This is a genomic window from Lentilactobacillus hilgardii, assembly GCF_009832765.1.
In the GTDB taxonomy this organism is placed as follows: Bacteria; Bacillota; Bacilli; order Lactobacillales; family Lactobacillaceae; genus Lentilactobacillus; species Lentilactobacillus hilgardii.
Window position 1 is genome coordinate 665,160 of record NZ_CP047121.1, and the last position, 20,321, is coordinate 685,480.

Annotated in this window: 19 protein-coding genes; 12 read left to right on the forward strand and 7 right to left on the reverse strand. The window is 41.7% G+C overall.

Annotated elements, in window-relative coordinates; all coding sequences use genetic code 11:
• The first annotated feature begins 236 nt into the window (after window positions 1–236).
• From GQR93_RS03120 to GQR93_RS03140, 5 genes are all read left to right on the forward strand, one after another.
• Window positions 237–2,174, forward strand: coding sequence for an ABC transporter ATP-binding protein/permease (locus tag GQR93_RS03120; protein ID WP_003552144.1), 1,938 nt, complete (start codon window positions 237–239; stop codon window positions 2,172–2,174).
• A gap of 424 nt (window positions 2,175–2,598) precedes the next feature.
• Complete coding sequence (locus GQR93_RS03125) at window positions 2,599–3,054, forward strand: DUF5839 family protein (RefSeq protein WP_223801007.1); 456 nt, start codon at window positions 2,599–2,601, stop codon at window positions 3,052–3,054.
• Between the two features lie 96 nt (window positions 3,055–3,150).
• The gene (locus GQR93_RS03130; RefSeq protein WP_003552148.1) at window positions 3,151–3,567 is read left to right on the forward strand and encodes an OsmC family protein; all 417 of its coding nucleotides are present in this window, start codon (window positions 3,151–3,153) and stop codon (window positions 3,565–3,567) included.
• A gap of 65 nt (window positions 3,568–3,632) precedes the next feature.
• Entirely contained in the window at window positions 3,633–5,255 is a 1,623-nt protein-coding gene (locus GQR93_RS03135; RefSeq protein WP_003552153.1) for a peptide ABC transporter substrate-binding protein, read from the forward strand.
• 234 nt (window positions 5,256–5,489) lie between these two features.
• Complete coding sequence (locus GQR93_RS03140; RefSeq protein WP_003552155.1) at window positions 5,490–5,858, forward strand: hypothetical protein; 369 nt, start codon at window positions 5,490–5,492, stop codon at window positions 5,856–5,858.
• A 406-nt stretch (window positions 5,859–6,264) separates the two neighbouring features.
• Here GQR93_RS03140 and GQR93_RS03145 read toward each other — a convergent pair whose 3' ends face one another.
• Both GQR93_RS03145 and GQR93_RS03150 read right to left on the reverse strand, forming a co-directional pair.
• Window positions 6,265–6,993 carry a potassium channel family protein gene (locus tag GQR93_RS03145; protein ID WP_003552157.1) on the reverse strand — a complete coding sequence of 243 codons (729 nt, stop codon included), beginning with the start codon at window positions 6,991–6,993 and terminating at the stop codon, window positions 6,265–6,267.
• A 207-nt stretch (window positions 6,994–7,200) separates the two neighbouring features.
• Entirely contained in the window at window positions 7,201–7,380 is a 180-nt protein-coding gene (locus GQR93_RS03150) for a DUF1508 domain-containing protein (RefSeq protein ID WP_003552160.1), read from the reverse strand.
• Window positions 7,381–7,800: 420 nt separating this feature from the next.
• On the opposite strand from GQR93_RS03150, the gene GQR93_RS15235 reads away from it, so the two are divergent.
• Window positions 7,801–7,938: a hypothetical protein gene (locus GQR93_RS15235; protein ID WP_003552162.1), complete on the forward strand. Its 138-nt coding sequence runs from the start codon at window positions 7,801–7,803 to the stop codon at window positions 7,936–7,938.
• A gap of 255 nt (window positions 7,939–8,193) precedes the next feature.
• Window positions 8,194–8,550, forward strand: coding sequence for a YisL family protein (locus tag GQR93_RS03155; RefSeq protein WP_003552166.1), 357 nt, complete (start codon window positions 8,194–8,196; stop codon window positions 8,548–8,550).
• 147 nt (window positions 8,551–8,697) lie between these two features.
• On the opposite strand, the gene GQR93_RS03160 is transcribed toward GQR93_RS03155, so the two are convergent.
• Window positions 8,698–9,552: a C40 family peptidase gene (locus GQR93_RS03160; protein ID WP_003552168.1), complete on the reverse strand. Its 855-nt coding sequence runs from the start codon at window positions 9,550–9,552 to the stop codon at window positions 8,698–8,700.
• A gap of 1,142 nt (window positions 9,553–10,694) precedes the next feature.
• Between GQR93_RS03160 and GQR93_RS03165 the strand changes: the two genes are divergently transcribed.
• Both GQR93_RS03165 and GQR93_RS03170 read left to right on the forward strand, forming a co-directional pair.
• Window positions 10,695–11,411 (forward strand): gamma-glutamyl-gamma-aminobutyrate hydrolase family protein, encoded by a 717-nt coding sequence (locus GQR93_RS03165; RefSeq protein WP_035444309.1) that lies wholly within the window; start codon window positions 10,695–10,697, stop codon window positions 11,409–11,411.
• Between the two features lie 143 nt (window positions 11,412–11,554).
• Window positions 11,555–12,241, forward strand: a complete 687-nt coding sequence (locus GQR93_RS03170) for a Fic family protein (RefSeq protein ID WP_003552171.1) — start codon at window positions 11,555–11,557, stop codon at window positions 12,239–12,241.
• Window positions 12,242–12,302: 61 nt separating this feature from the next.
• On the opposite strand, the gene eutC is transcribed toward GQR93_RS03170, so the two are convergent.
• The 3 genes from eutC to GQR93_RS03185 are packed head-to-tail and all read right to left on the reverse strand — an operon-like array spanning window position 12,303 to window position 15,949.
• Window positions 12,303–13,148: an ethanolamine ammonia-lyase subunit EutC gene (eutC, locus tag GQR93_RS03175; RefSeq protein WP_003552173.1), complete on the reverse strand. Its 846-nt coding sequence runs from the start codon at window positions 13,146–13,148 to the stop codon at window positions 12,303–12,305.
• Window positions 13,149–14,525, reverse strand: a complete 1,377-nt coding sequence (locus GQR93_RS03180) for an ethanolamine ammonia-lyase subunit EutB (protein WP_003552175.1) — start codon at window positions 14,523–14,525, stop codon at window positions 13,149–13,151.
• A 14-nt stretch (window positions 14,526–14,539) separates the two neighbouring features.
• On the reverse strand, window positions 14,540–15,949 hold the full coding sequence (locus GQR93_RS03185) for an ethanolamine ammonia-lyase reactivating factor EutA (RefSeq protein WP_003552178.1): 1,410 nt from the start codon (window positions 15,947–15,949) through the stop codon (window positions 14,540–14,542).
• 166 nt (window positions 15,950–16,115) lie between these two features.
• Between GQR93_RS03185 and GQR93_RS03190 the strand changes: the two genes are divergently transcribed.
• Window positions 16,116–17,744 (forward strand): amino acid permease, encoded by a 1,629-nt coding sequence (locus GQR93_RS03190; RefSeq protein ID WP_003552179.1) that lies wholly within the window; start codon window positions 16,116–16,118, stop codon window positions 17,742–17,744.
• A 67-nt stretch (window positions 17,745–17,811) separates the two neighbouring features.
• Here the strand turns inward: GQR93_RS03190 and GQR93_RS03195 are convergent, their stop codons facing one another.
• Window positions 17,812–18,093, reverse strand: a complete 282-nt coding sequence (locus GQR93_RS03195; protein ID WP_003552182.1) for a hypothetical protein — start codon at window positions 18,091–18,093, stop codon at window positions 17,812–17,814.
• 257 nt (window positions 18,094–18,350) lie between these two features.
• Between GQR93_RS03195 and GQR93_RS03200 the strand changes: the two genes are divergently transcribed.
• Both GQR93_RS03200 and GQR93_RS03205 read left to right on the forward strand, forming a co-directional pair.
• Window positions 18,351–18,689: a hypothetical protein gene (locus GQR93_RS03200; protein WP_003552183.1), complete on the forward strand. Its 339-nt coding sequence runs from the start codon at window positions 18,351–18,353 to the stop codon at window positions 18,687–18,689.
• 186 nt (window positions 18,690–18,875) lie between these two features.
• Window positions 18,876–20,321, forward strand: a complete 1,446-nt coding sequence (locus GQR93_RS03205; RefSeq protein WP_187117517.1) for an MFS transporter — start codon at window positions 18,876–18,878, stop codon at window positions 20,319–20,321.

Below are 20,321 nucleotides of genomic sequence, written 5' to 3' on the forward strand. Positions count from 1 at the left end.
GTTGCTTAGAGGAGCAGTCCTAAGAAGTGTGCGGAGCTAACCGGTTAGCACCCGGAGTGTAAGGCGTCGATTTCGAAAATCCCGGGCTTGGATTTTTGAAATGGATCCCTTATCAGTTGTTAATGCGTCTAACAATGACATCATAAAATTCAGTGACCACTATTCCCAAACTTATGTATTCGCGGTACAATACATCGAGTATACGTATCTCCCGATTTAGAAGAACGGAGGAAAATATGGCTTATCTGGAATTACATGATATTAAGAAATCGTACTACCTTGGCAGTGAAGAGTTCCCGGTACTTAAGGGACTGAACCTTTCATTTGAACAAGGGGAGTTTGTTTCAATTCTTGGTGAATCAGGTGGTGGGAAAACTACCTTGATGAATATTATCGGTGGGTTGGACAGTAATTACACCGGTGATGTTGTCCTGAATGGTAATTCATTGCGACATGACACTAACAAACAATTGGATGCCTATCGACGACAAACAATCGGTTTTATTTTTCAAAACTTTAATTTAATCAGCCATTTGACAGTTCTTCAAAATGTAATGGTGTCTCTTGAAATGACAACCTTGAGTCGTAAGCAGCAGGAAGAACGTGCCCATCAATTGTTGGAACAGGTTGGGCTGAAGGAACATGTTAAAAAATTTCCAAACCAGCTTTCGGGTGGCCAAAAACAACGGGTCGCAATTGCCCGTGCGTTGGCTTCCGACCCTGAAATCATTATTGCTGATGAACCAACGGGGGCTTTGGACAGTCAAAACACACAGGAAATTCTTGAACTGCTAGATCAGATTGCTACGGACGGTAAATTGGTGATCACAGTTACCCATTCACAGACTGTCGCGGATTTTGGTACCCGAATTGTGCGACTAACGGACGGTAAAATCAGTGAAGATAAGCAGATTAAGGAACCGTATAAAGCTGGCAATGAAAATGAGTTAACGACGCATACTCTAAAATTCGGTGCAACCTTAAAAATGGCACTGGAAAATATGCGATACAATTTGAAACGAAATATTCTGATTATTATCGGAGCAGCGATTGGGATTTTTAGTGTGATTGTCATGCTTGGACTGGGAAATGGTGTCCAAGGATATATTAATCACGAAATATACTCGCAGGTAAATCCGAATGCGTTGCAGATTACCAAGAATGTCAGCAGTGATAATACAGACGTCAACAAGAGTAATATGCAGACAAAGGATAAGAACCGACTCGAGAAGATTAAGCACGTTAAAAATGTTCAGAACGGGTTTTACGTGCAAGGTGGCAGTCAGTTGCGATTAGGTAAACAGACAGCTGCTATTTCGTTCATGCAGACGTTTAACCCGACAATTTTGAAGAAGAGCATCACAAGGGGGGATGCGCCCAAGGGTAATGAAATCCTGCTGACCAAGGAAATTGCTGCAAAGCTAAATAAAAAGCATCCCTATTCTCTAATCGGTAAGAAGATTACTTTCTATCAAAATACGTTAAATAAGCAGAAACGACCGGTGACTTTAAGTAAAACATTGAAAGTGAGTGGGGTTGCAAAAGCCAATACCGGGTCTACTTCCGTTACTTATCAAACAATGAAGTCGATTTATGGGTCAAAAAATATTAGTATTAAACCAAATTTCTTAACACTTGAAGTAACTGGCAGTGTAGAAAATGTTAAGCCGGTTCAAAATAAGATTAAGGCCTTTAAAAACAGTAAGAATAAGGCACAATATATGATTACCGGTGTTGGTGGTTTTGTTGACACGTTGAATACCTATATTAATTTAGCGGTTAATGTATTGGCAACGATTGCCGGCATCTCCTTGTTGGTATCAGCAATCATGATTATTGTTGTTCTTTACATCAGTGTTTCTGAAAGAACCAAAGAAATCGGTATTTTACGTGCGTTGGGGACGTCAAAGGGTAGTATTCGAAATCTGTTCTTCTCTGAAGCTTTCTTCATTGGCCTGTTCTCGTCGGTACTTGCAATTGCTTTGGCAGAAGGACTGGCTGCAATTGCCAACCACATTGCCGAATCCGGCATTAATTATCAGATAATGCAAATCTCTACTGGTAATATTCTCTTCGGACTGATAATCTCAATTGTCATTTCGTTACTGGCTGCTTTGGCACCAGCAGGAAAGGCAGCAAGATTGGATCCAATAGAAAGCTTGAGCTATGAATAAGTGTGCGGAGCAAAGCGGTTATCGTTTGGAGTGTAAGGCGTTCTTTTCGGAAATCCCGGGTTTGGATTTTTGAAAGGGATCCCTTACATGCAGAACGATGCTTTGAGGAGCAGTCCTAGAGAAGTGTGCAGAGCCAACCTGGGATAAACCGGAGTATAAGGTGACTCGGATTAAATTCCCGGTTTTGGAATTTGAGCTCAGTTGGCTTATATGCAGGTTTGTGGTTGACGGAGCAGTCCTAAAAAGTGTGCGGAGCAAAGCAGCTATCACCCGAAACCGCATATTACGGCTTTTGTAATCATTTGTAATTGGAAATTGTAAATCGATGATAGTATCATTAAAATGTAGTGTGTAAAGCAAATTGAGATGATTGAGTTTGCTTACAATTCTAAGAAAAAGAATGAAGGCAAAGGAATTAGAGATTATGGCTGATAAGAAGACAATTTCAGAGAAACAGAGTAACCAGCAGCATCCAAAGAAATCGAAAGAGTCGAAGGAACAAGTGCGTCGAGTGATCGGCGGATTGCACATTCGACTGGAAGAAGATGGCAAGCGTACGTTGGCAACCGACCATGAATTTTTCTGGAAAATCGGCAAAAAGACAGGTAATGAAGGGTCAGAACTTGTTGACGGTTTTCCCGAGTTGGGCCGAGTGGCAGTTGTTGAGACCAAATTTGGCTGGCGACCGGTGCTGGTAGTCCGTGAGCAAACAGTGACGGGAGAGGCTGCTGTGAAGGCAGCTGATGATTTGCGTCATGTTAGTCGATTTACGGCAAATGATGTTCACACGTACCATTTAGTCAGACCGTTTAAAAAGTATCTAAAAGATAATCATATTCAAGATCCGCGTGACGAGAAGAACGAAAAGGCGGATAAGTAAGATCAATTAAAAATACCAGTGATGATTTGTTTTGAGTCATCGCTGGTATTTTGGTATGCTTACTAAAAGGAATTAGAATTTTTATGGAGGTTTCCTATGGGAAAATATATCGTTAATGCGAAATTACGCAAAGTTGGTGCCCAAGTGGACACGCAAACCGGCATTCACCATTTTCTGGTTGATGAGCCGGTTGCCGGTGGTGGCACAGATGCCGGTCCAAATCCAGTGCAATATTTATTGTCGGCGGTTAGCTCTTGTATGGCCATTACTGCAAATGATATTGTTAGACGACAGCCGGAAATCAAAATTAATAAATTTGAGGTAAAAACGGCTGGTGAAACGACCAAGTATCAAGATGGCCGATCAGCAGTGACCAAAATTCAGGTCACGATACATGCTGAAACTAATTTGAATGAACAGGATCAGCATACTTTTATTAATCAAGTCATTAAGGAATGTACAGTTCATGAGACTTTAAAACATGCAGTTCCGATTGAAATTAAGCGTGTTTGATGAAATTTGAGGGATAGAAGTTTTATCGGGTCGATTGGATTTCGAATGAATTGAGGGGATAAATCGTGAAAAAAATCAAATTGTTGTTGGCTGGGTTGGCAACCTTCGTAACTGTGGCTGTGTTATCAGGATGTGGCACTCAAAGTCAGTCAAATAAACGGACACTTAACTTAATGCAGACATCCGAGCTTACAACGTTGGACAATACAAATCAGGCGACTTTACCTGAGTTCAATACGTTGACCAACATTTCGGAAGGCTTGTATCGGTTGAATAGTAATGATCAACCGGCACCTGCAATGGCAACAAAACTTGTTAAACCGACCAATAATGGGAAGAAGTACGTTTTTCATATCCGAAAAAATGCTAAGTGGAGTAACGGCGATCCTGTGAAGGCTGAAGATTTCGAGTTTGCATGGAAACGGGCAATGAATCCGGCTAATAATCCGGTTTATACGTACATTTTCAGTGGTATTAAAAATGCGGATGCTATTATGGCTAATAAGAAATCGTATAAGACTTTGGGGATTAGGGCAACCGGTGACAGAACGCTCGAGATTACTTTGGATCATCCAATGACCTATTTCAATAAATTGGTTGCAATGCCTGTATTTATGCCGCAGGATAAGTCGTTTGTGACTAAAGTCGGAGCTAAGAAATATGGCACCAATGCGAAAAATACGGTTTCAAATGGTGCGTTTAAGATTACCAAATGGACGGGCACTAATGATAGTTATCAACTGGTTCGCAATCCTTATTATTGGGATAAGAAGGCAATCAAGCTGGATCGCATCAATTACAAGACGGTCAAGGACCCTAATACTGCACATAATTTATTTCAATCCGACAAATTGGACGATGCTACAATTTCCGGTGTAACTGCTAAGAGTCTGCAAAAGAATAAAGATCTCAAGCGGGTACCGAAAGCGTGGACATATTATTTGCAGGTTAACCAAAAGAGTGGTGAGCCTTTGGCCAATCAGAAACTTCGAGAGGCAATCTCACTTGTGATCAATCGAAATGAACTAACTAAAAAAGTGCTTTCGGATGGTTCCGAACCTGCAAGTAGTTTTGTCAGTCCAAAAACATCGGTTGATCCTATTACCGGCAGGGATTTCAGTCAAGAAACCAGCACCAGTGTTGAACCGAACCTTCAAAAGGCAAAGCGTTTATGGAATCAAGGTCGAAAAGAAGCTAAGATTTCCGGGACACTTAAATTATCAATTATCGGTGACGATCAGGATGTGACTCGTAATGTTGCTCAGTTTGTGCAGGGGCAAATTAATCAAAACCTGCCTAACGTAAAAGTCAACATCAGTAATTTACCTGATAAGGCTTATCAAAATCGACGGACTAATGGTCAGTGGCAGTTAAGTCAATGGTATTGGTTGGCGGATTTTGCGGATCCAATTAATTATTTGGGTATTTTGACAACTAATAATACGATGAATCCAGGTCATTTTAGTGATAAAACTTATGATAGGCTGGTTGCCAGTGCTAAAAAAGCTGATAACCAAACCGATTATTGGCGGGATCTCAGACAAGCTGAAAAGCGACTGCAGAAGTTGACCGGCGTCATTCCGCTGTATTATGTAAAAGAAGATCATTTGGTTAATCCTAAGTTGTCCGGTGTTGAGTATCATGTTGCCGGATTTGCGGACTACACTAGAGCAAGATTAGCAAAATAGATAGACAAAGGGAAGCATCTCATAATTGATGGGATGCTTTTTTTGATACTTTTAGACGATTTTACTAAAATATTAAAAATAATTGGAAAAGTTAAGCGCTTCCATTCCATTTTTACCAAAGTCTGGTTATAATAAGTTTAGGTGTTTATGCCGAGCAACCCGTTTGACTAGGCACTTCTTTGTTTTAGTATATTTGTTGAATTTTACCAATGGTGGTAGAAAGAAGGAATTTTTATGGCATCAATTAATGGAAATGAGTGGAAGGCAGCGTTAAAGTCTCCAGAAGAGTTTAAAAGTTATATGACTAAGTATTTTCAGGAAAATAAGGAATTGACCGGAAATTACGAAACACCCAGCTATTATGAATACTACACAGTCACCCTGGATAGTAAGGAAGGGCTGGTTGTTACTTTAAAGACGGGGTTGAACCAACCTGCATCTTCTTTGCCGTTTAAGGATGTTGAACATCTATCGATCGAAGAATTTCGGCAATTGATTTTAAATAAGAAATTTGAAGATCAAAGTGAAACGCTAACCGATGTCTTCACGAAAATGATGGCAAGTGAACCAAAATCAAGATTGCATAAGGGAGGAAAAAAGTAGTGTGCGGATCAAAGCGGTTAGCACCCGGAATATAAGACGTCGATTTGGGGAATCCTGGTTTTGGATTTTTCAAATTGATCTCTTATATGGAGTGGTGCTGCTTTGAGGAACAGTCCTAAAACAGTGTGCGGATCAAAGCGGTTAACGTTCGGAGTGTAAGACGTTCAGTTTGGAAATCCCGATTTTGGATTTTTGAACTGAATCTCTTGCATATAGAACGTTGCTTTGAGGAGCAGTCCTAAAACAGTGTGCGGATCAAAGCGGTTAGTATCTAGAGCAGTTTATAAAAGTAATTAAGACAATATGCTCACATACCATGTCACACATGATATAATGGTTGAGTTGTAAAACATTGCAAGGAGCCTCTCGCGGCGGAAAACGTGAGGGGCTTCAATTGTATCTTGGCTTATTTTATTTTCTTTTTTAAGTCATCCAAACTATTCTTTAACTCTTCATTTTGCTGCTCGATTTTAGTCAAACGGACCTTTAAATCTCTATATTGGCTTTTGTCCTGACCTGCGAAAAATGAGGTGATCGTACTTGTCAGCATACCAATAAAGCCGATTCCGACAAACATTAGAAGGACCGCGGCAATTTTCCCCATTAATGTATGAGGCGAAATATCACCATAACCAACGGTCGTTGCAGTCGCAATGGCCCACCAAAGTGCCTGCCCCCAAGAGACATGTTCGGCAAGCGCATACATTGATGAGCAAATAAAGAGGATTGCCAGGCTGATCCAAAGCAGGTAAATAAAGCCGTTGGTTTTCAAAAAAGTATGAAATGACTTTTGAAGTTTGCCAATGATACCGATCATGCGAATGAAACGAAGCAGTTTGAGCAATCGGAAAATGCGGAAGACTCTGGAGAATCGAAAGAAGCTAAACGCTGAGTATAGTGGGATGATTGCCAGTAAATCAAAAATGTTGTGAATGAAAAATTCAGACTTATTCTTTGCGTAGGCTAATCTCGTGAAATAATCAATTGTGAAAATAATTAAAATACCATCGTTGATGACGTTCCAAGGGTCACTAGTCAAGCTAATTGTATTGCAAAAATCCAGTATGGTTAATGCAATTGAGATAATGGCAAGTATCATGATGGCCATGTTGTAAGCGATGTTGTATTTTTTCACGTTAATGCCCCCACATAACGATTTCGAGTCTTCGCTTCCATTTTACCAAGTCTTTAATCAAAACGTGTTAAAAAGCTCGCCCTTCTCTTATTTTGGAAAAGAAAAAGGCTGAAGCTGGATTTGCCTCAACCTTTCTATCGTTATCTTTTAAGAATTTAATTGAAACATGTCTTTGAAGCATTCCCTATAGTCATGTCACTTGGGCTATTAAACAAGGTCTTCTATATGGGATTTCGGGCTGAGATGCCCATTCATGATGATAGAAACGGCTTTTTGAGCGGCCAGCTTTGTGTCAAAAGCTTTGCTCATTGCGATCGTTTCGTGATCTGCAGATTTGATGAAAAACTGAAAGGTTCCATTTGGGGTTTGGTCGATAACAAAATACATGAAAATCACGCTCCTTAAGCAATCAATTCTGAAGATGTCTTGTTATTATTCCCCTCAATAGGTCTATTATATTTTCAGAAAGGCATGGTTTGTCAAATAGGTTAAAGGGGATATAACGTCATTAAAGAACTTTAATGTTATGATGTTTCAATACTGATGAATGACTTAATTAGTGAATAAACCGCTTCTGACAGTCGTCATTATAAGCTTAATGACTATTAACTGATTGGCGAAAAATGATAACTAATTTTTCATGATAAAATTTGAAAAAAATGGTTGAATTTTAAGCATAAATTTTTACAATAAAAGTTGAAAGGTGAGATCTTAATCATCTTTCAGCTAGAAATAGCTCAGGCAGTAACTGATCCTGTCCGTGTTTATTTTCAACTTATTTCGTTTGTATAAGGGAGGGTTGATTTTATGGTATTAAGTAAACAATTAGAGATGACTGTTTTTGGACAATTAGTTACTGGCCTTAAACCGCGACAAAGATTAAAGAAGTTGCAGAAGAAATTGCAACGCGAGAAGGGTCAGGCAACTGCAGTAGCTGCTTCTTAATTACAAATTCCCCCAAATTTGCCAGAAGTGACGACATATAATGATTCGATGTGTTCGAGGCTCTTCTCGAGAACGGGAGTTGGTAAGTTCTATATGAAATTAACGGTTGACTTGGTGAGCACCCGATAACCTGTGACGTTGTCGGGCGCTTATTTTTGTATATTGTTATAATGAAGAAGGTGTTTCTACCTAAACAAATCGCACTAAAAAGCATAGGATAGACACATTACATTAAATATTGGGGGAATTGAATCGATGTTATGGTTATGGATTCATTTAGTGACTTGGTTTGTATTAACAATCGTGGTTGTACTTGGTTTGATCGCAAAATCTCATAAAGTAACGGTGTGGGCAATGACGGCACGCGTTTTATATTTGATCGCCATTATCAGTGGCGTCATTCTGTTGTTGGGAACTTGGCAATACAATCCGATACTGAGTACCATCAAAGTTATTTTGGCATTGGGCCTGATTGCGTTTATTGAAATTGCGTTTGCCCGTAAGCAGGAGAATAAGTTTCATGCCGGTTTGATCTGGTGGGCACTTTGCTTCTGTATCGTCGTTGGTATTGTTGGGTTAATTCTTTCGCAAGGCAGACCATTTCTACATTAGCTTGATTAATAAAGACAGTCAAAAAGCGCCGATCAAAGTCACCACATTAGTGCTCGACTTTGATCGGATTTTTTGACTTTATAAAATGAGAAAACCACCTATCGTCTTTAAAACGATAAGTGGCTTTTTATAATGGTCATCAATTAATTAAGCATTGACCGAACCTGCAAAGCTGGGTGCAAAGTACTGTGAAATAGTTTGTACTTGAACTGTCTTGCCGGGTTCCGGTGCGTTAGCGTATTGATTATTGCCCAGGTAAATAGCGCTGTGATAAACGCCGCCTTTGCTTCCCCAGAACAAAAGGTCACCTGGCTGTGCGTTTGATACGGATTCATTTGTAGTAGATTCTGCTTGTGCTTCAGCTGTTCTTGGTAAAGAAACGCCATTTTGCTTGTAAACATACTGAACAAACCCGGAACAATCAAAGCCCTTGGTAGTTGTGCCACCCCATTGATATGGAATGTTTTGAGTGGTCAACTTTTGAGCTAAGGTTGTCACACCGTCAACAGTGCCTGAATTAGTATCAGGAGTGGCTGTCGTATCGGTTGTTGCATTTGCTTTCAGTGCTGTTGATGATTTAGCAGTCTTGGTTGACTTGATGGTGGTCGAACTGGAAGCTGTTTTGCTTAATGATTTCGTAGTGCTTGTTTGTTTATTTGAACTCGGACTCACATATGTACTGGTTGTTTGCTTATTCTTCCCAGTATAGGTTTTCCCCGTCGTGTATTTTTTAGCACCCGAATTTGATGATGTTGAACTTGATGCAGCAGTTGACTTACCCGGAATCGTGATTTGGGTTCCGGTAACAATTGTATTTGCGTCCTTTAAATGATTTGCTTTTGCGATTGTACTAACGGTCGTGTGGTATTTTGTGGCGATTTTATATAAGGTATCGCCTGATTTTACTGTGACCTTAGTATCGGCGTTCGCGGCGACTTGGCTCAAGGTAAAGACACTAGCCATTGAAAACAAACCTAGGGCTACTTGTTTCTTTATACTCATCAAAAATCATCTCCCCGAATTTCTTAAGACTTTATTAAGACACCTATACCATAACATTTTTCCACGCTCGATTTGTAACAAGCTTGTTACAAATTTGGCGTTTTGATCACTAAGAAGAAATGGGCTTTAAGAGCTGCAATAGTAGTCTTAAAGACTTCTTAAGAATTTGAAGCTGGTAAAATAACGTGTCATTTGAAACATATTTGTAACATAAAAAGATGAAAGTTATATTATTGTGATAAAAGAAATAATAGTTTTGAAATAGTTAATCAATTTACATTGATTAAAAAGTAATGGGACGACTTTTGAAATCTATATCAAGTGAGGGTGATATAATTTGCCTATTTATCCGGGATGACATGCCAATGTTACGATTGATGCCGGAATTAAATGAGGCTAGAATAAATTTAAAGTGTGCGGATCAAAGCGGTTAATGTTCGGAGTGTAAGGCGTTCATTTTGAAAATCCTGGTTTTGGATTTTTGAAATGAATCCCTTACATGCAGAACATTGCTTTGAGTAGCAGTCCTAGAACAGTGTGCGGATCAAAGCGGTTAATGTTCGGAGTGTAAGGCGTTCATTTTGAAAATCCTGGTTTTGGATTTTTGAAATGAATCCCTTACATGCAGAACATTGCTTTGAGTAGCAGTCCTAGAACAGTGTGCGGATCAAAGTGGTTAATGTTCGGAGTGTAAGGCGTTCATTTTGGAAATCCCGGTTTTGGATTTTTGAAATGAATCCCTTACATGCAGAACATTGCTTTGAGTAGCAGTCCTAGAACAGTGTGCGGAGCTAACCCGGTATAAGCCGGAGTGTAAGTTGACAGGCAGCGAATTCCCGCTTTTGGAATTTGATGGCTGTTAGCTTACATGCAGGTTTATGGTTAGCGAAGCAGTCCTAAAACAGTGTGCGGATCAAAACGGTTAGCATCCGGAATATAAGGTGTTGATTTGGAAAATCCCGTTTTTGGATTTTTCAAATTGATCCCTTATATGGAGCGGTGCTGTCTTGAGTAGCAGTCCTAGAACAGTGTGCGGATCAAAACGGTTAGCATCCGGAATATAAGGCGTTGATTTTTCGAGTTGATCCCTTAATATGCAGTGGTGCTTTGTTGTGTATTAATTCTCTGAGAGGGTGGGGCTATTGAAACCGTTAATTGGGATTCCGGCTAATACCGGGTTAACAGAACTTGGATTTAGAGATTACGTAGATGCTGCTGTCGCTCAGGCAATTATTAGGGCAGGGGGACTGCCTGTCATACTGCCTCCTAATAATGATCGACGCTTGGCGAAACACGTTGTCAGTCGTTGTGATGGGTTTATGTTTATTGGCGGACCGGATATTGACCCGACCTTGTTTGGCGAGGAGCCGATTGACCAGATTCATGGGACATCGTTAAAGAAAGATCAGTTTGAATTAGCTGTTTGTCGAGAAGCGTATAAGTCCAACAAGGCAATTTTTGGGTTTTGCCGTGGCATGCAGATTATTGCTGTTGCGTTGGGCGGCTCATTATATCAGGACATTTCCAGTCAGAATAAGCAGGCTTATATCAAGCATCATCAGGATGCCCCGATTATTTATCCGAGTCACCATGTGGAAATTGATAAGGGAAGTCAAGTTGCGGGCATTGTTGGTGCCAATCCTTATGTTAATTCGCATCACCATCAGGCAATTAAAGAGTCGGGTCCTGAACTAAATGTCGTGGGGCGGGCACCGGATACGGTTATTGAAGCGATTGAATCCAAAACGGATGATCAAGTGATCGGAGTACAGTGGCATCCGGAATTTCTATTTGAAACGATGCCGGAAGAAAGGAAACTTTTCGAGAACTTTATACACCGCTGCAAAGATCGAATGTGACTTAACCAAGTTGATAATAATGATTTAAAAATGGTGGATTTTAGTAGACAGAAACGGACAGTACCACTTATGATTTAGATTGTGTTTCTATTTGCGAAACCGCTATTAGAGCTGCATGATTAAATTGAGGGAGAAATCGGAGAATGAATTTTGCGGACAAAACAAAATTAACGCAACTCGAAAATCAAAAGTTAGCGATTAAAGAAATGATTCGCTTAGTGTATTCGGCTTCCAGATTTGAGGATAACAAGGCAACAATTCGGGAAACTGAAACGATTATTTTAGGATCTGATGTTTATGGTCTTTCAACAAGGGACACGAAGATTATTCGACAACTGCAAAGTGCGGTCGAATTAATGATTAGAAACAGCAAACCCTATTCTTTGGCGGTCAGTCATGCCATTAACGGCTTGGTCGCAAAGGGTGAGTCGGTTGCTTGGGGAATGCTGCGAACGGGCAAAGTTAAAATTGGCGGAACGGATTACATCCCGATGATCCCGGTTTACGATCAGGTAATGGCTGATCTTACCGAAATAATGATGGCCGATCAATCCGCAACCTGGAAAGCCTTAAAGGTGATGCTTTATATTATGCATAGCCAGTTGTATTGGGATGGCAATAAGCGGACCGCTCTTCTATCTGCGAATTATATTTTAATTCAGAACGGCGCCGGACTCTTAATCATTGATGACGAGCACATGACGGCTTTTTATCGCCTGCTGAATGGTTATTATAATACCGGCCATGGTGAAACATTAATGAATTGGCTGTACGAAACCTGTATTGTGACTGATAAGGCGTTGGATGCGAAAAAAGAATCGTTTAACTAAAGAAAAGCTCCCTATCATCAGCCATCCCTTGAGGTGGTTGATGATAGGGAGCTTTTTAGATCTAATTTTTTAAGGCTTCTTTCAAATCCAATCCGGATTTCTTAAGTGTCAGCATATTCCAAATTGTTTCCGCAATATAGGCGCCCGCTTCGACAGCAGGAATGCCACCGGGATGGATATTTGAAATGACTGTTCGTCTGGCTTCAGCCATTCCGACAGTTGGCTGATAAGCGATGTAGGCACTCATTGACTTTGGTGTTACCAATCCGGGACGTTCCCCAATTAAGAGGCAGACAACTTTTGCATGGGTCAGCTCTCCCAGTTGGTCTTCAACAGCGACCCTTGAAAATCGAATAAAGGGAATCGTGTTGATCGAAATATCATGAAGCTTCAATCCCTGCTTAATGGCTGGGATGACATCACCGACGTTTGCCGTAATGGCCTCGGAGCTTAATCCATCACCGACAGCGAGTAAAACGGATGGGCCCTTGTCGATGAGTTGAGTAACTTTGGCTGCAGCAGCTGTCGATAATTGACGACCGTGATCGGGGCGGGTGAGGTATTCGGTCTCATCTTGACACTGGGATTGCAACGGCAGCATGTTCATTGATTGAATAAACTCGGATGGGACATCCGCCCACACAGAATCCTGGGCAGCCGCATGATCGGCTCTTAAGCGTAAAACAGAACGGGTTTTGTAGCGCAACCCTGCCCGGCCCATACCAAGTCTTGCGGGAGTAGCTTCCTTTAATGAGAGGTAGGCATCTCTATTTGCTGGATGGTCAACCATTAATTGCGTGTTTAAATGGATTGAACGAATATCGATCAACTCGTTATCGGCGTTGACAGGAAGCGGTTGAACTTGTGGTGGTGTGAGTAATTGATTTTGGGTTTTAAGTACTTTCATTTACATCGGCTCCTTTTCCATAAAAATTGAGGCGTCCCCGGCTTTGCTGGTTAAGCGGCCATTTTGACTAATGCCGATTTTTTCCATCCAAGCCTCAAATTCGGGAATCGGGTGAAGATTCAGCAGCTCCCTGATAGTTGCAGTTTCTTGAAAACCGGTTGATTGGTAATTGAGCATGACATCGTCTGCTTGGGGAACACCCATGATATAAGTACAACCGGCATTTGCCAGAAGCAACGCCAGATTTTCAATATCATTTTGATCGGCTTTCATGTGGTTGGTATAACAAACATCACATCCCATTGCCAAGCCACTGAGTTTGCCCATGAAATGATCTTCCAGACCGGCTCTGGTAACCTGCTTGGCATCGTACAGATATTCCGGTCCAATGAAACCAACCACGGTGTTGACAATAAATGGATCAAAATGACGGGCAAACCCGTAGCAGCGAGCTTCCATTGTGACTTGGTCGGCACCGAAATTGGCATCGGATGATAATTCGGATCCTTGACCGGTTTCAAAATACATCACGTTTTGCCCCTTGTTGTGCAGCGCTTGTTTTCCCAACTGGTTGGCTTGGGCGATCAAGTGCTGATCAATTCCAAAAGCAGTGTTGGCCTTTTGCGAGCCGGCGATGGATTGAAAAATCAGACCGGCCGGAGCACCTTTTTCAATGGCCTGCATCTGGGTAGTGACGTGAGCCAAGACACAAGTTTGGGTTGGTACCTGCCAGCGGGTCACAAATTCATTGAAAGTATTGAGAATGGCGGTTACGCCGGAGACGGTATCATTAACCGGGTTTAATCCAATGACGGCATCCCCGATCCCCATACTTAACCCCTCCATTGTCGAGGCCATAATGCCACGAAGATTGTCTGTAGGATGATTGGGCTGTAAACGTGATGAGAAAGTTCCGGGTCGGCCAATGGTTGTATTGGCGGTCTTTTCATTAATCATTTTTTTAGCAGCGGTAATCAAATCAAGGTTTGTCATGAGCTTGCATACTCCGGCAATCATCTCGGAGGTTAACCCTTGTGAGAGGTAGTGAATCATGTCATTGGTTGTTGTCGTTGCCAATAACCATTCCCGAAGTTGTTCGAATGTCCAGCCTTTTATTTGTCTGAAAACCAATGGGTCCAAATCATCGATAATCATTCGGGTGACTTCATCATGATCGTAGTCAACAGCGGGATGTTCATACACATCATTTAGAGTCAGCTGTGACAAAACGACTTTTGCGGCGACTCGTTCCTGCATGTTGTGGGCAGCGATACCTGCGAGGGTGTCACCGGATTTCTCTTCATTTGCTTTTGCCATGACGTCCTTGACGGATTTGAATTGATAATGTTTGCCGGAAAGAATTGTTTTTAGAATCATTTTGATCACTCCATTCAATTAAATGCCAATGTTTTGATGATGAGGGGAAGCGCCTGACCGTTTGCAACCGGTCGACCGATATCGATGTAGTCGCCGTCTTTGGTCGAAACGGCATCTAAGCAGACCAGTGGGTAATCTTTGGGAATATGTTCGCGAAAACAATTGCCGAAGAACAGGGCCACATTTTTCTCCATTAAAATAACCAGGGGAACTTTCATGCGAATCAAGTTGGTCAACCCTGATGCCAGATCGGCGGCCTGCTTGGTGATTGCTTGAAAGTTGGCGCCGACGTGTTGCAGAGCAATTCCGATTGCGGCTAATTCGGGCAGGTCGTATAGCATGAGCTTGTCTTCAATAACCGGATTAATATCGGTAACCTTCGATTGATCAAGGCTGATCACGGGCACGTTTCTTAAGGGAAGGGCATTACTCGAATAGCGGATCGTACTGCCACTTACGGTAACGGTTTGCGAGCCTGCTCCGATAACGGTTGCCCCGATAGTCTCTGTGGGATGACCGATATGTTTAGCCTTAAAGAATGCCGAGGTCTTAATGGCGTGTCCAAGCAGGATGCCAATGTCACCATATTTGAATGGATTTGTGGGTAATTTTGAAAAGAAACAATCGGAAACGCCACCTGAAAATGTGATCAGGGCGTCTTGATTAACAGGATGGTTCAGTGGGTCTGTTTGAAGAAGATTGTAGAAAGGCGCCGGCTGAGTACCGCCGACCATCTTAACCAAGGCCCGCACCATTTCGTCAATTAATGGCTGAAGGATGGCCGGGGTTACAGTGTCTCCCAGGTGAATGGGGAGTGCCAGGCTTGAAATGATCTTTTGAAGCTTGGGCGCAATGTATGTAATTTGACGATGATCGTTAACCCGGATAAGCCGACCGCCGATATCAAAGCAGGCGGTATCCATGCAGTCACCATTTTTGAAGTAAGCCATGTTGGTGGTTCCACCGCCTATATCCAGATTAATAACCGGTATTTCGGGATGTCTTTTCAGCAGTGTTTGATTTGCACCCTTACCGGCAATGAAGCTTTCCAGCCTTGGACCTGCAGTCGCACAAACAAAATTACCGGCAAACTGGCTTAATGATTGAAGAGTGCGCCTGGCATTTTGCTTACGAGCGGTTTCTCCCGTCATGATAATGGCACCCATTTTCAGATCGGCCTTATTAATCTTGGCGATTTGATACTGATGGGCAACGAATGCCTGAAGTGCCTCCTGATTGATCCTCTTTGCGTCAATTAAAGGTGTAAAGATAACCGGACTTCGATAATTGATTTGTTTATCAACGATCTGAACGTGAGGCAAACTGGAGAAGGCTTCAGTATTTTGAATTGAAAGCTGTGCCAACACCAGAGATGTTGTGGTTGTTCCGATGTCGATTCCTACCGTTTGAATGGTCTCCGGCATAATGTCATTCCCTTCTTTTATGTCAAAAGTTATGACATAAATTATTAATAAAATGATAGATTGATCTTATTTGATTAAAAAATAGCTTGCTATTTCTAATCTATGTCATATAATGTAACACATAAACGAACGAAATGGTATCTATTTTAGGGAGGATGGGCATAAAATGATTATTTTTGGATTAATCGTCATTTTTGTCACCATCATAACGATGTTGGCAATTCTGGTAAAAGCAACAGATTCGGTTAGAAAGTGGAAACTGCAGTCTGGAAGCCTGTTTCAAATCTCAAAGTCGTTTGGCTATAAACAGGAATTAATTCGTGATATGGGCGGCTTTTCAAATTTTGCCGTTTCGTTTTCAATTATTTCGATTTTGACCGGCGCCGTTTCTTATTATGGTTACGGGTTTAGCAACGGTGGTCCGGCGATGATGGGGATTGGCTGGCCGATTGTCACGTTCTTTGTCCTGTTCGTGGCTGCCGCAATGGCTGAACTAACCTCGGCCATTCCGACATCAGGCGCGATTTACCATTGGGCGTCCATTTTGGGTGGATCGACTTGGGGATGGTTTACAGGTTGGCTGAATGTTATCGGACAGGTGACAATCGTTGCCGGAATCGATTATGGTTGTGCTATTTTTGCTTCAAATCTTCTTTTCACCCATCCAAGTAAACCGATGTTTCTGCTGACGTACGCAGTGATCCTTGGCAGCCATGCCATTTTGAATCATGTAGGCATTAACATTGTATCGAAATTAAATTCGATTTCTGCCATTTATCACGTGGTTGGTGTCTTTTTAATTATTGGCGTATTGGCGGTGCTTGGCCCCCAACACAGTGGTACTTATTTATTCCATACCTTTTCAACGGCAACTTCCCAGTCAATGCCGTACTGGGGTGCTTTCCTGATCGGACTGCTGCAGGCTCAATGGACATTGACCGGTTATGATGCCTCTGCGCATACCAGTGAAGAAACAATGAATCCACGTATTCAAGCACCGTGGGGCGTTTATCTTTCAGTTGCAATTTCCGGTATTTTTGGATTCCTGCTATTATCACTGGTGACTGTTTCGATTAAAAACCCAACGGCGGTTGCCGATGCCGGTAACAATGCTTTCATCGTTGCAATCGAACAGGCAGCTGGTTCACGACTGGGAAGTGCAATGGTTTGGTTGGTCACAATTGCGATGTGGTTCTGTGGCTGCTCGGCGGTAACCTCATCATCCCGAATGGTTTATGCATTTAGTCGGGATGGCGGCTTGCCATTTTCAAATCAACTCAAGAAAATTTCCAGTAAATTTCACACCCCGACGATTGCCATTTGGCTGATTGTCACGCTGTCATTTCTATTCGGAACCTCTGATGGTGTTTACGCAGCTATCGGTACAATGAGTGTCATTGGTCTTTATGGATCGTATCTGGTACCGATTGCTTTGAAATTAAGGGCACGTGTTCTCCACATTTGGACTAAAAAGGATGATGGTCCCTGGAGCCTTGGTAGCTGGAGTATTGCAGTCAGCTCGATTGCTTGTGGTTGGATTGTCTTTTTGATCTTACTCATGATCTTTTCGCCAACTGATGTTCAGCTAACGTCTAACATGGTGTTACACTATGCGACAGGTAAAATTTTTGTGGCCGTCCTGATTGTCTTGATTATTGATTTTGTTGTTTATGCAAGACATCATTTCACAGGCCCCAAACTGGGATCCTATGAAGCATTAAATAAACAATTAACGACAAGTCAACGCGATCAATCATTGACACCGGAAGTTGATTCGGAAACTCGAAAAAAATAACTCGTGAAATAAAAATCGTCATTAGTTGCCTCGGATAGGAGGAAACTAATGACGATTTTTTTGATCATTAATTTTTAAAAATACCTATAATTTTATCCAACCAACCGGATGCATCTACTTGGTCTTTCAGGCCTTCAAGTGATTCGGCTACTTTTGAGGTTGTTTCTTCACCGAAATTTTGGACGTGATCGGTCACACTGGAAACGTCAAAATCTGCCAGCATATCAGTGGCGTTGGTCAGATGATCGCCGAGTCCTTCAGCATTTTCCTGCAAAAAAGTCCGGGCTTGTTCAAGGTGGCCTGCATCGAGTAATCCTTGAAACTGACTAAATAAGTCTTCTGGTGTCATTGAACTCCTCCGTTTCTGGAAGTCATAGTGGCATCTGGCGTTAAAATGTCATCTTTATAATGATAGTTTAGCATGTGGTGTGTGGCTGCGACAATCGAAATGACCTATTTGTGACGTGGCTTTTGCTGGTTAATGATGGGTAAAATAAGTTGGTAAAATAGGCGATTATCTTTTTACACAACCTTTACATCAAATTTACAGGATTGTGCAATTGCCGCGCTATTATCAGGGTGGAGATAGAAGTGGGGTGATGTGAAATGTTTAGGAAATTTCTATTTATCGTCACTGTTGGATTACTGTTGTTTGCCGGACTTGTCACGGTACCGTCATCGCATGCAAGCACGTTACCCGGATATTATTCATCATATTGGTACAAGCCTCGTCTTATTCACATTAAATATCCGGTCTATGTTTATCAGGTTAATCCGGAAAATTCACGGACAAACCAAAAAATGGTGTTGTTGGAGGATTCCAAGGTCCAAGCGGAAAACGATACAACTTTTGGCTGGGTTGTTAAGGCACCGTATCTGCAGCAAAAAAGAGGCTATATTTGGATTGTAAAGGGTCATTATAACCAAGATTGGATAAAGTGGTAAGTGTTAGAATCAGTCGATTAAAAAGATCAAGGAGAAAATGGCCTTGATCTTTTTTTGTGACGACTTTTCCAAGTCGATATCCTCAAACTTTTCCTATATTAGTGTTATAAATGTTAGTGAAAATACTGATAGCGCTTTTTTAAAAGATACGATCGATCGCATCAATGAGTCAAAGGGGGAAGAATGATGGCTGATAGTCGGGGGAAAAATCTATCTATTATTGGTGTCCTGGGGATGTTTTCATTTTTGACATCTCTGTCAGGTTCCAGCACAAATTTGGCAATTCCAAAGATTGCCATTTCAATGAATATTTCGAGTAGCGCCGCAACTTGGATTGTCCAAATCGGGCTGATTACAACGGCCATATTATTGGTAATGTTTGGCCATATTGGCGACATCTTATCAAAGAACGCCGTCTTTTTAGCCGGCGGTATTGCCTTTTTAATTGGATCGACAATTACGGGGTTTGCGCCGGATTTTATCACCATTTTGATTGGCCGGGTAATTCAGGCGATTGGCGCGGCTATGATTATGGCTAATTCAATGGGGATTGTGACGCAATATTTTCCGGATAATAAACGGGCTGAAGCTTTGGCGATGATTTCCATGTTTATTTCGGTTGGGTCGATTTCCGGACCCGGAATCGGTGGTTTTATTATTTCCGTTTCGAGCTGGCGATGGATTTACTGGATTAATATTCCGTTAGGTATTTTAGTCCTTTGGCTGGGCTTTAAATTTCTGCCAATTCCCAAAGAATCCTGGGCACACATTAAAGAAGTAACCAAGGGCGCCAATTGGACAGGGCAAAACTTATTCACAATTGGCATTATTTTGTTCTTCTTAAGTGGGTCATTCTTTCAAAGTGGGCGTGATCACTTACTGATGGGGCTTGCTTTCTTCATTGTCGGTGGCGCAATCACGGTTTACTCGTTCATTCAGGATGATAAATCAAATCTGCCGTGGATTGCACCTGAGGTTCTTCGAAACAAAGGCTTCATGACATCGATTTTTGCGTTGAGTTTAGTGATGCTGGTTAATGCCATATCAAACATTTTGTTACCATTCTATCTGCAGAGTTACAACGGTATGAGTCCGTTCGCCAGTGGGCTGGTCATTATGCTCCAATCGGTCATGATGCTAATTACTACACCCTTTGCCGGCGTTCTGGCGGATAAAATCAACCGGGAGTTGATGACGGTTATCGGCTTGGCAATTTTGATGTTTTCACAAGTCGGTTATGCGTTTTTCCCGGATCATTTGGATATGATGAAGATTATTCCGCCGATTGTTTTGAACGGTATGGGCATTGCCATCTTCCTGTCACCAAATAACGCGTTGACAATGGGGATGGTTGATAAAAAGCTCTCTGGAATTGCCGGATCGTTTAATTCCTTTGCCCGGACGTTGGGAATGACAATCGGAATCAGCTTTGCATCATCGGCACTATTCTTCCAGTTGCCGGGCGTTACCCGAATTACGCCGGCAGTTGGTGATAAATTTGTTCAGGCATTCTACAATGTCTTCTGGATTGCAACAGCAATTTCCGGATTGGCACTTGCTGTGGTTTTGATAAGATATTTGAAATCAAGAAAAGAACCGGTTAAGAAAGATTCGGCTAAAGAATCAGCCTAA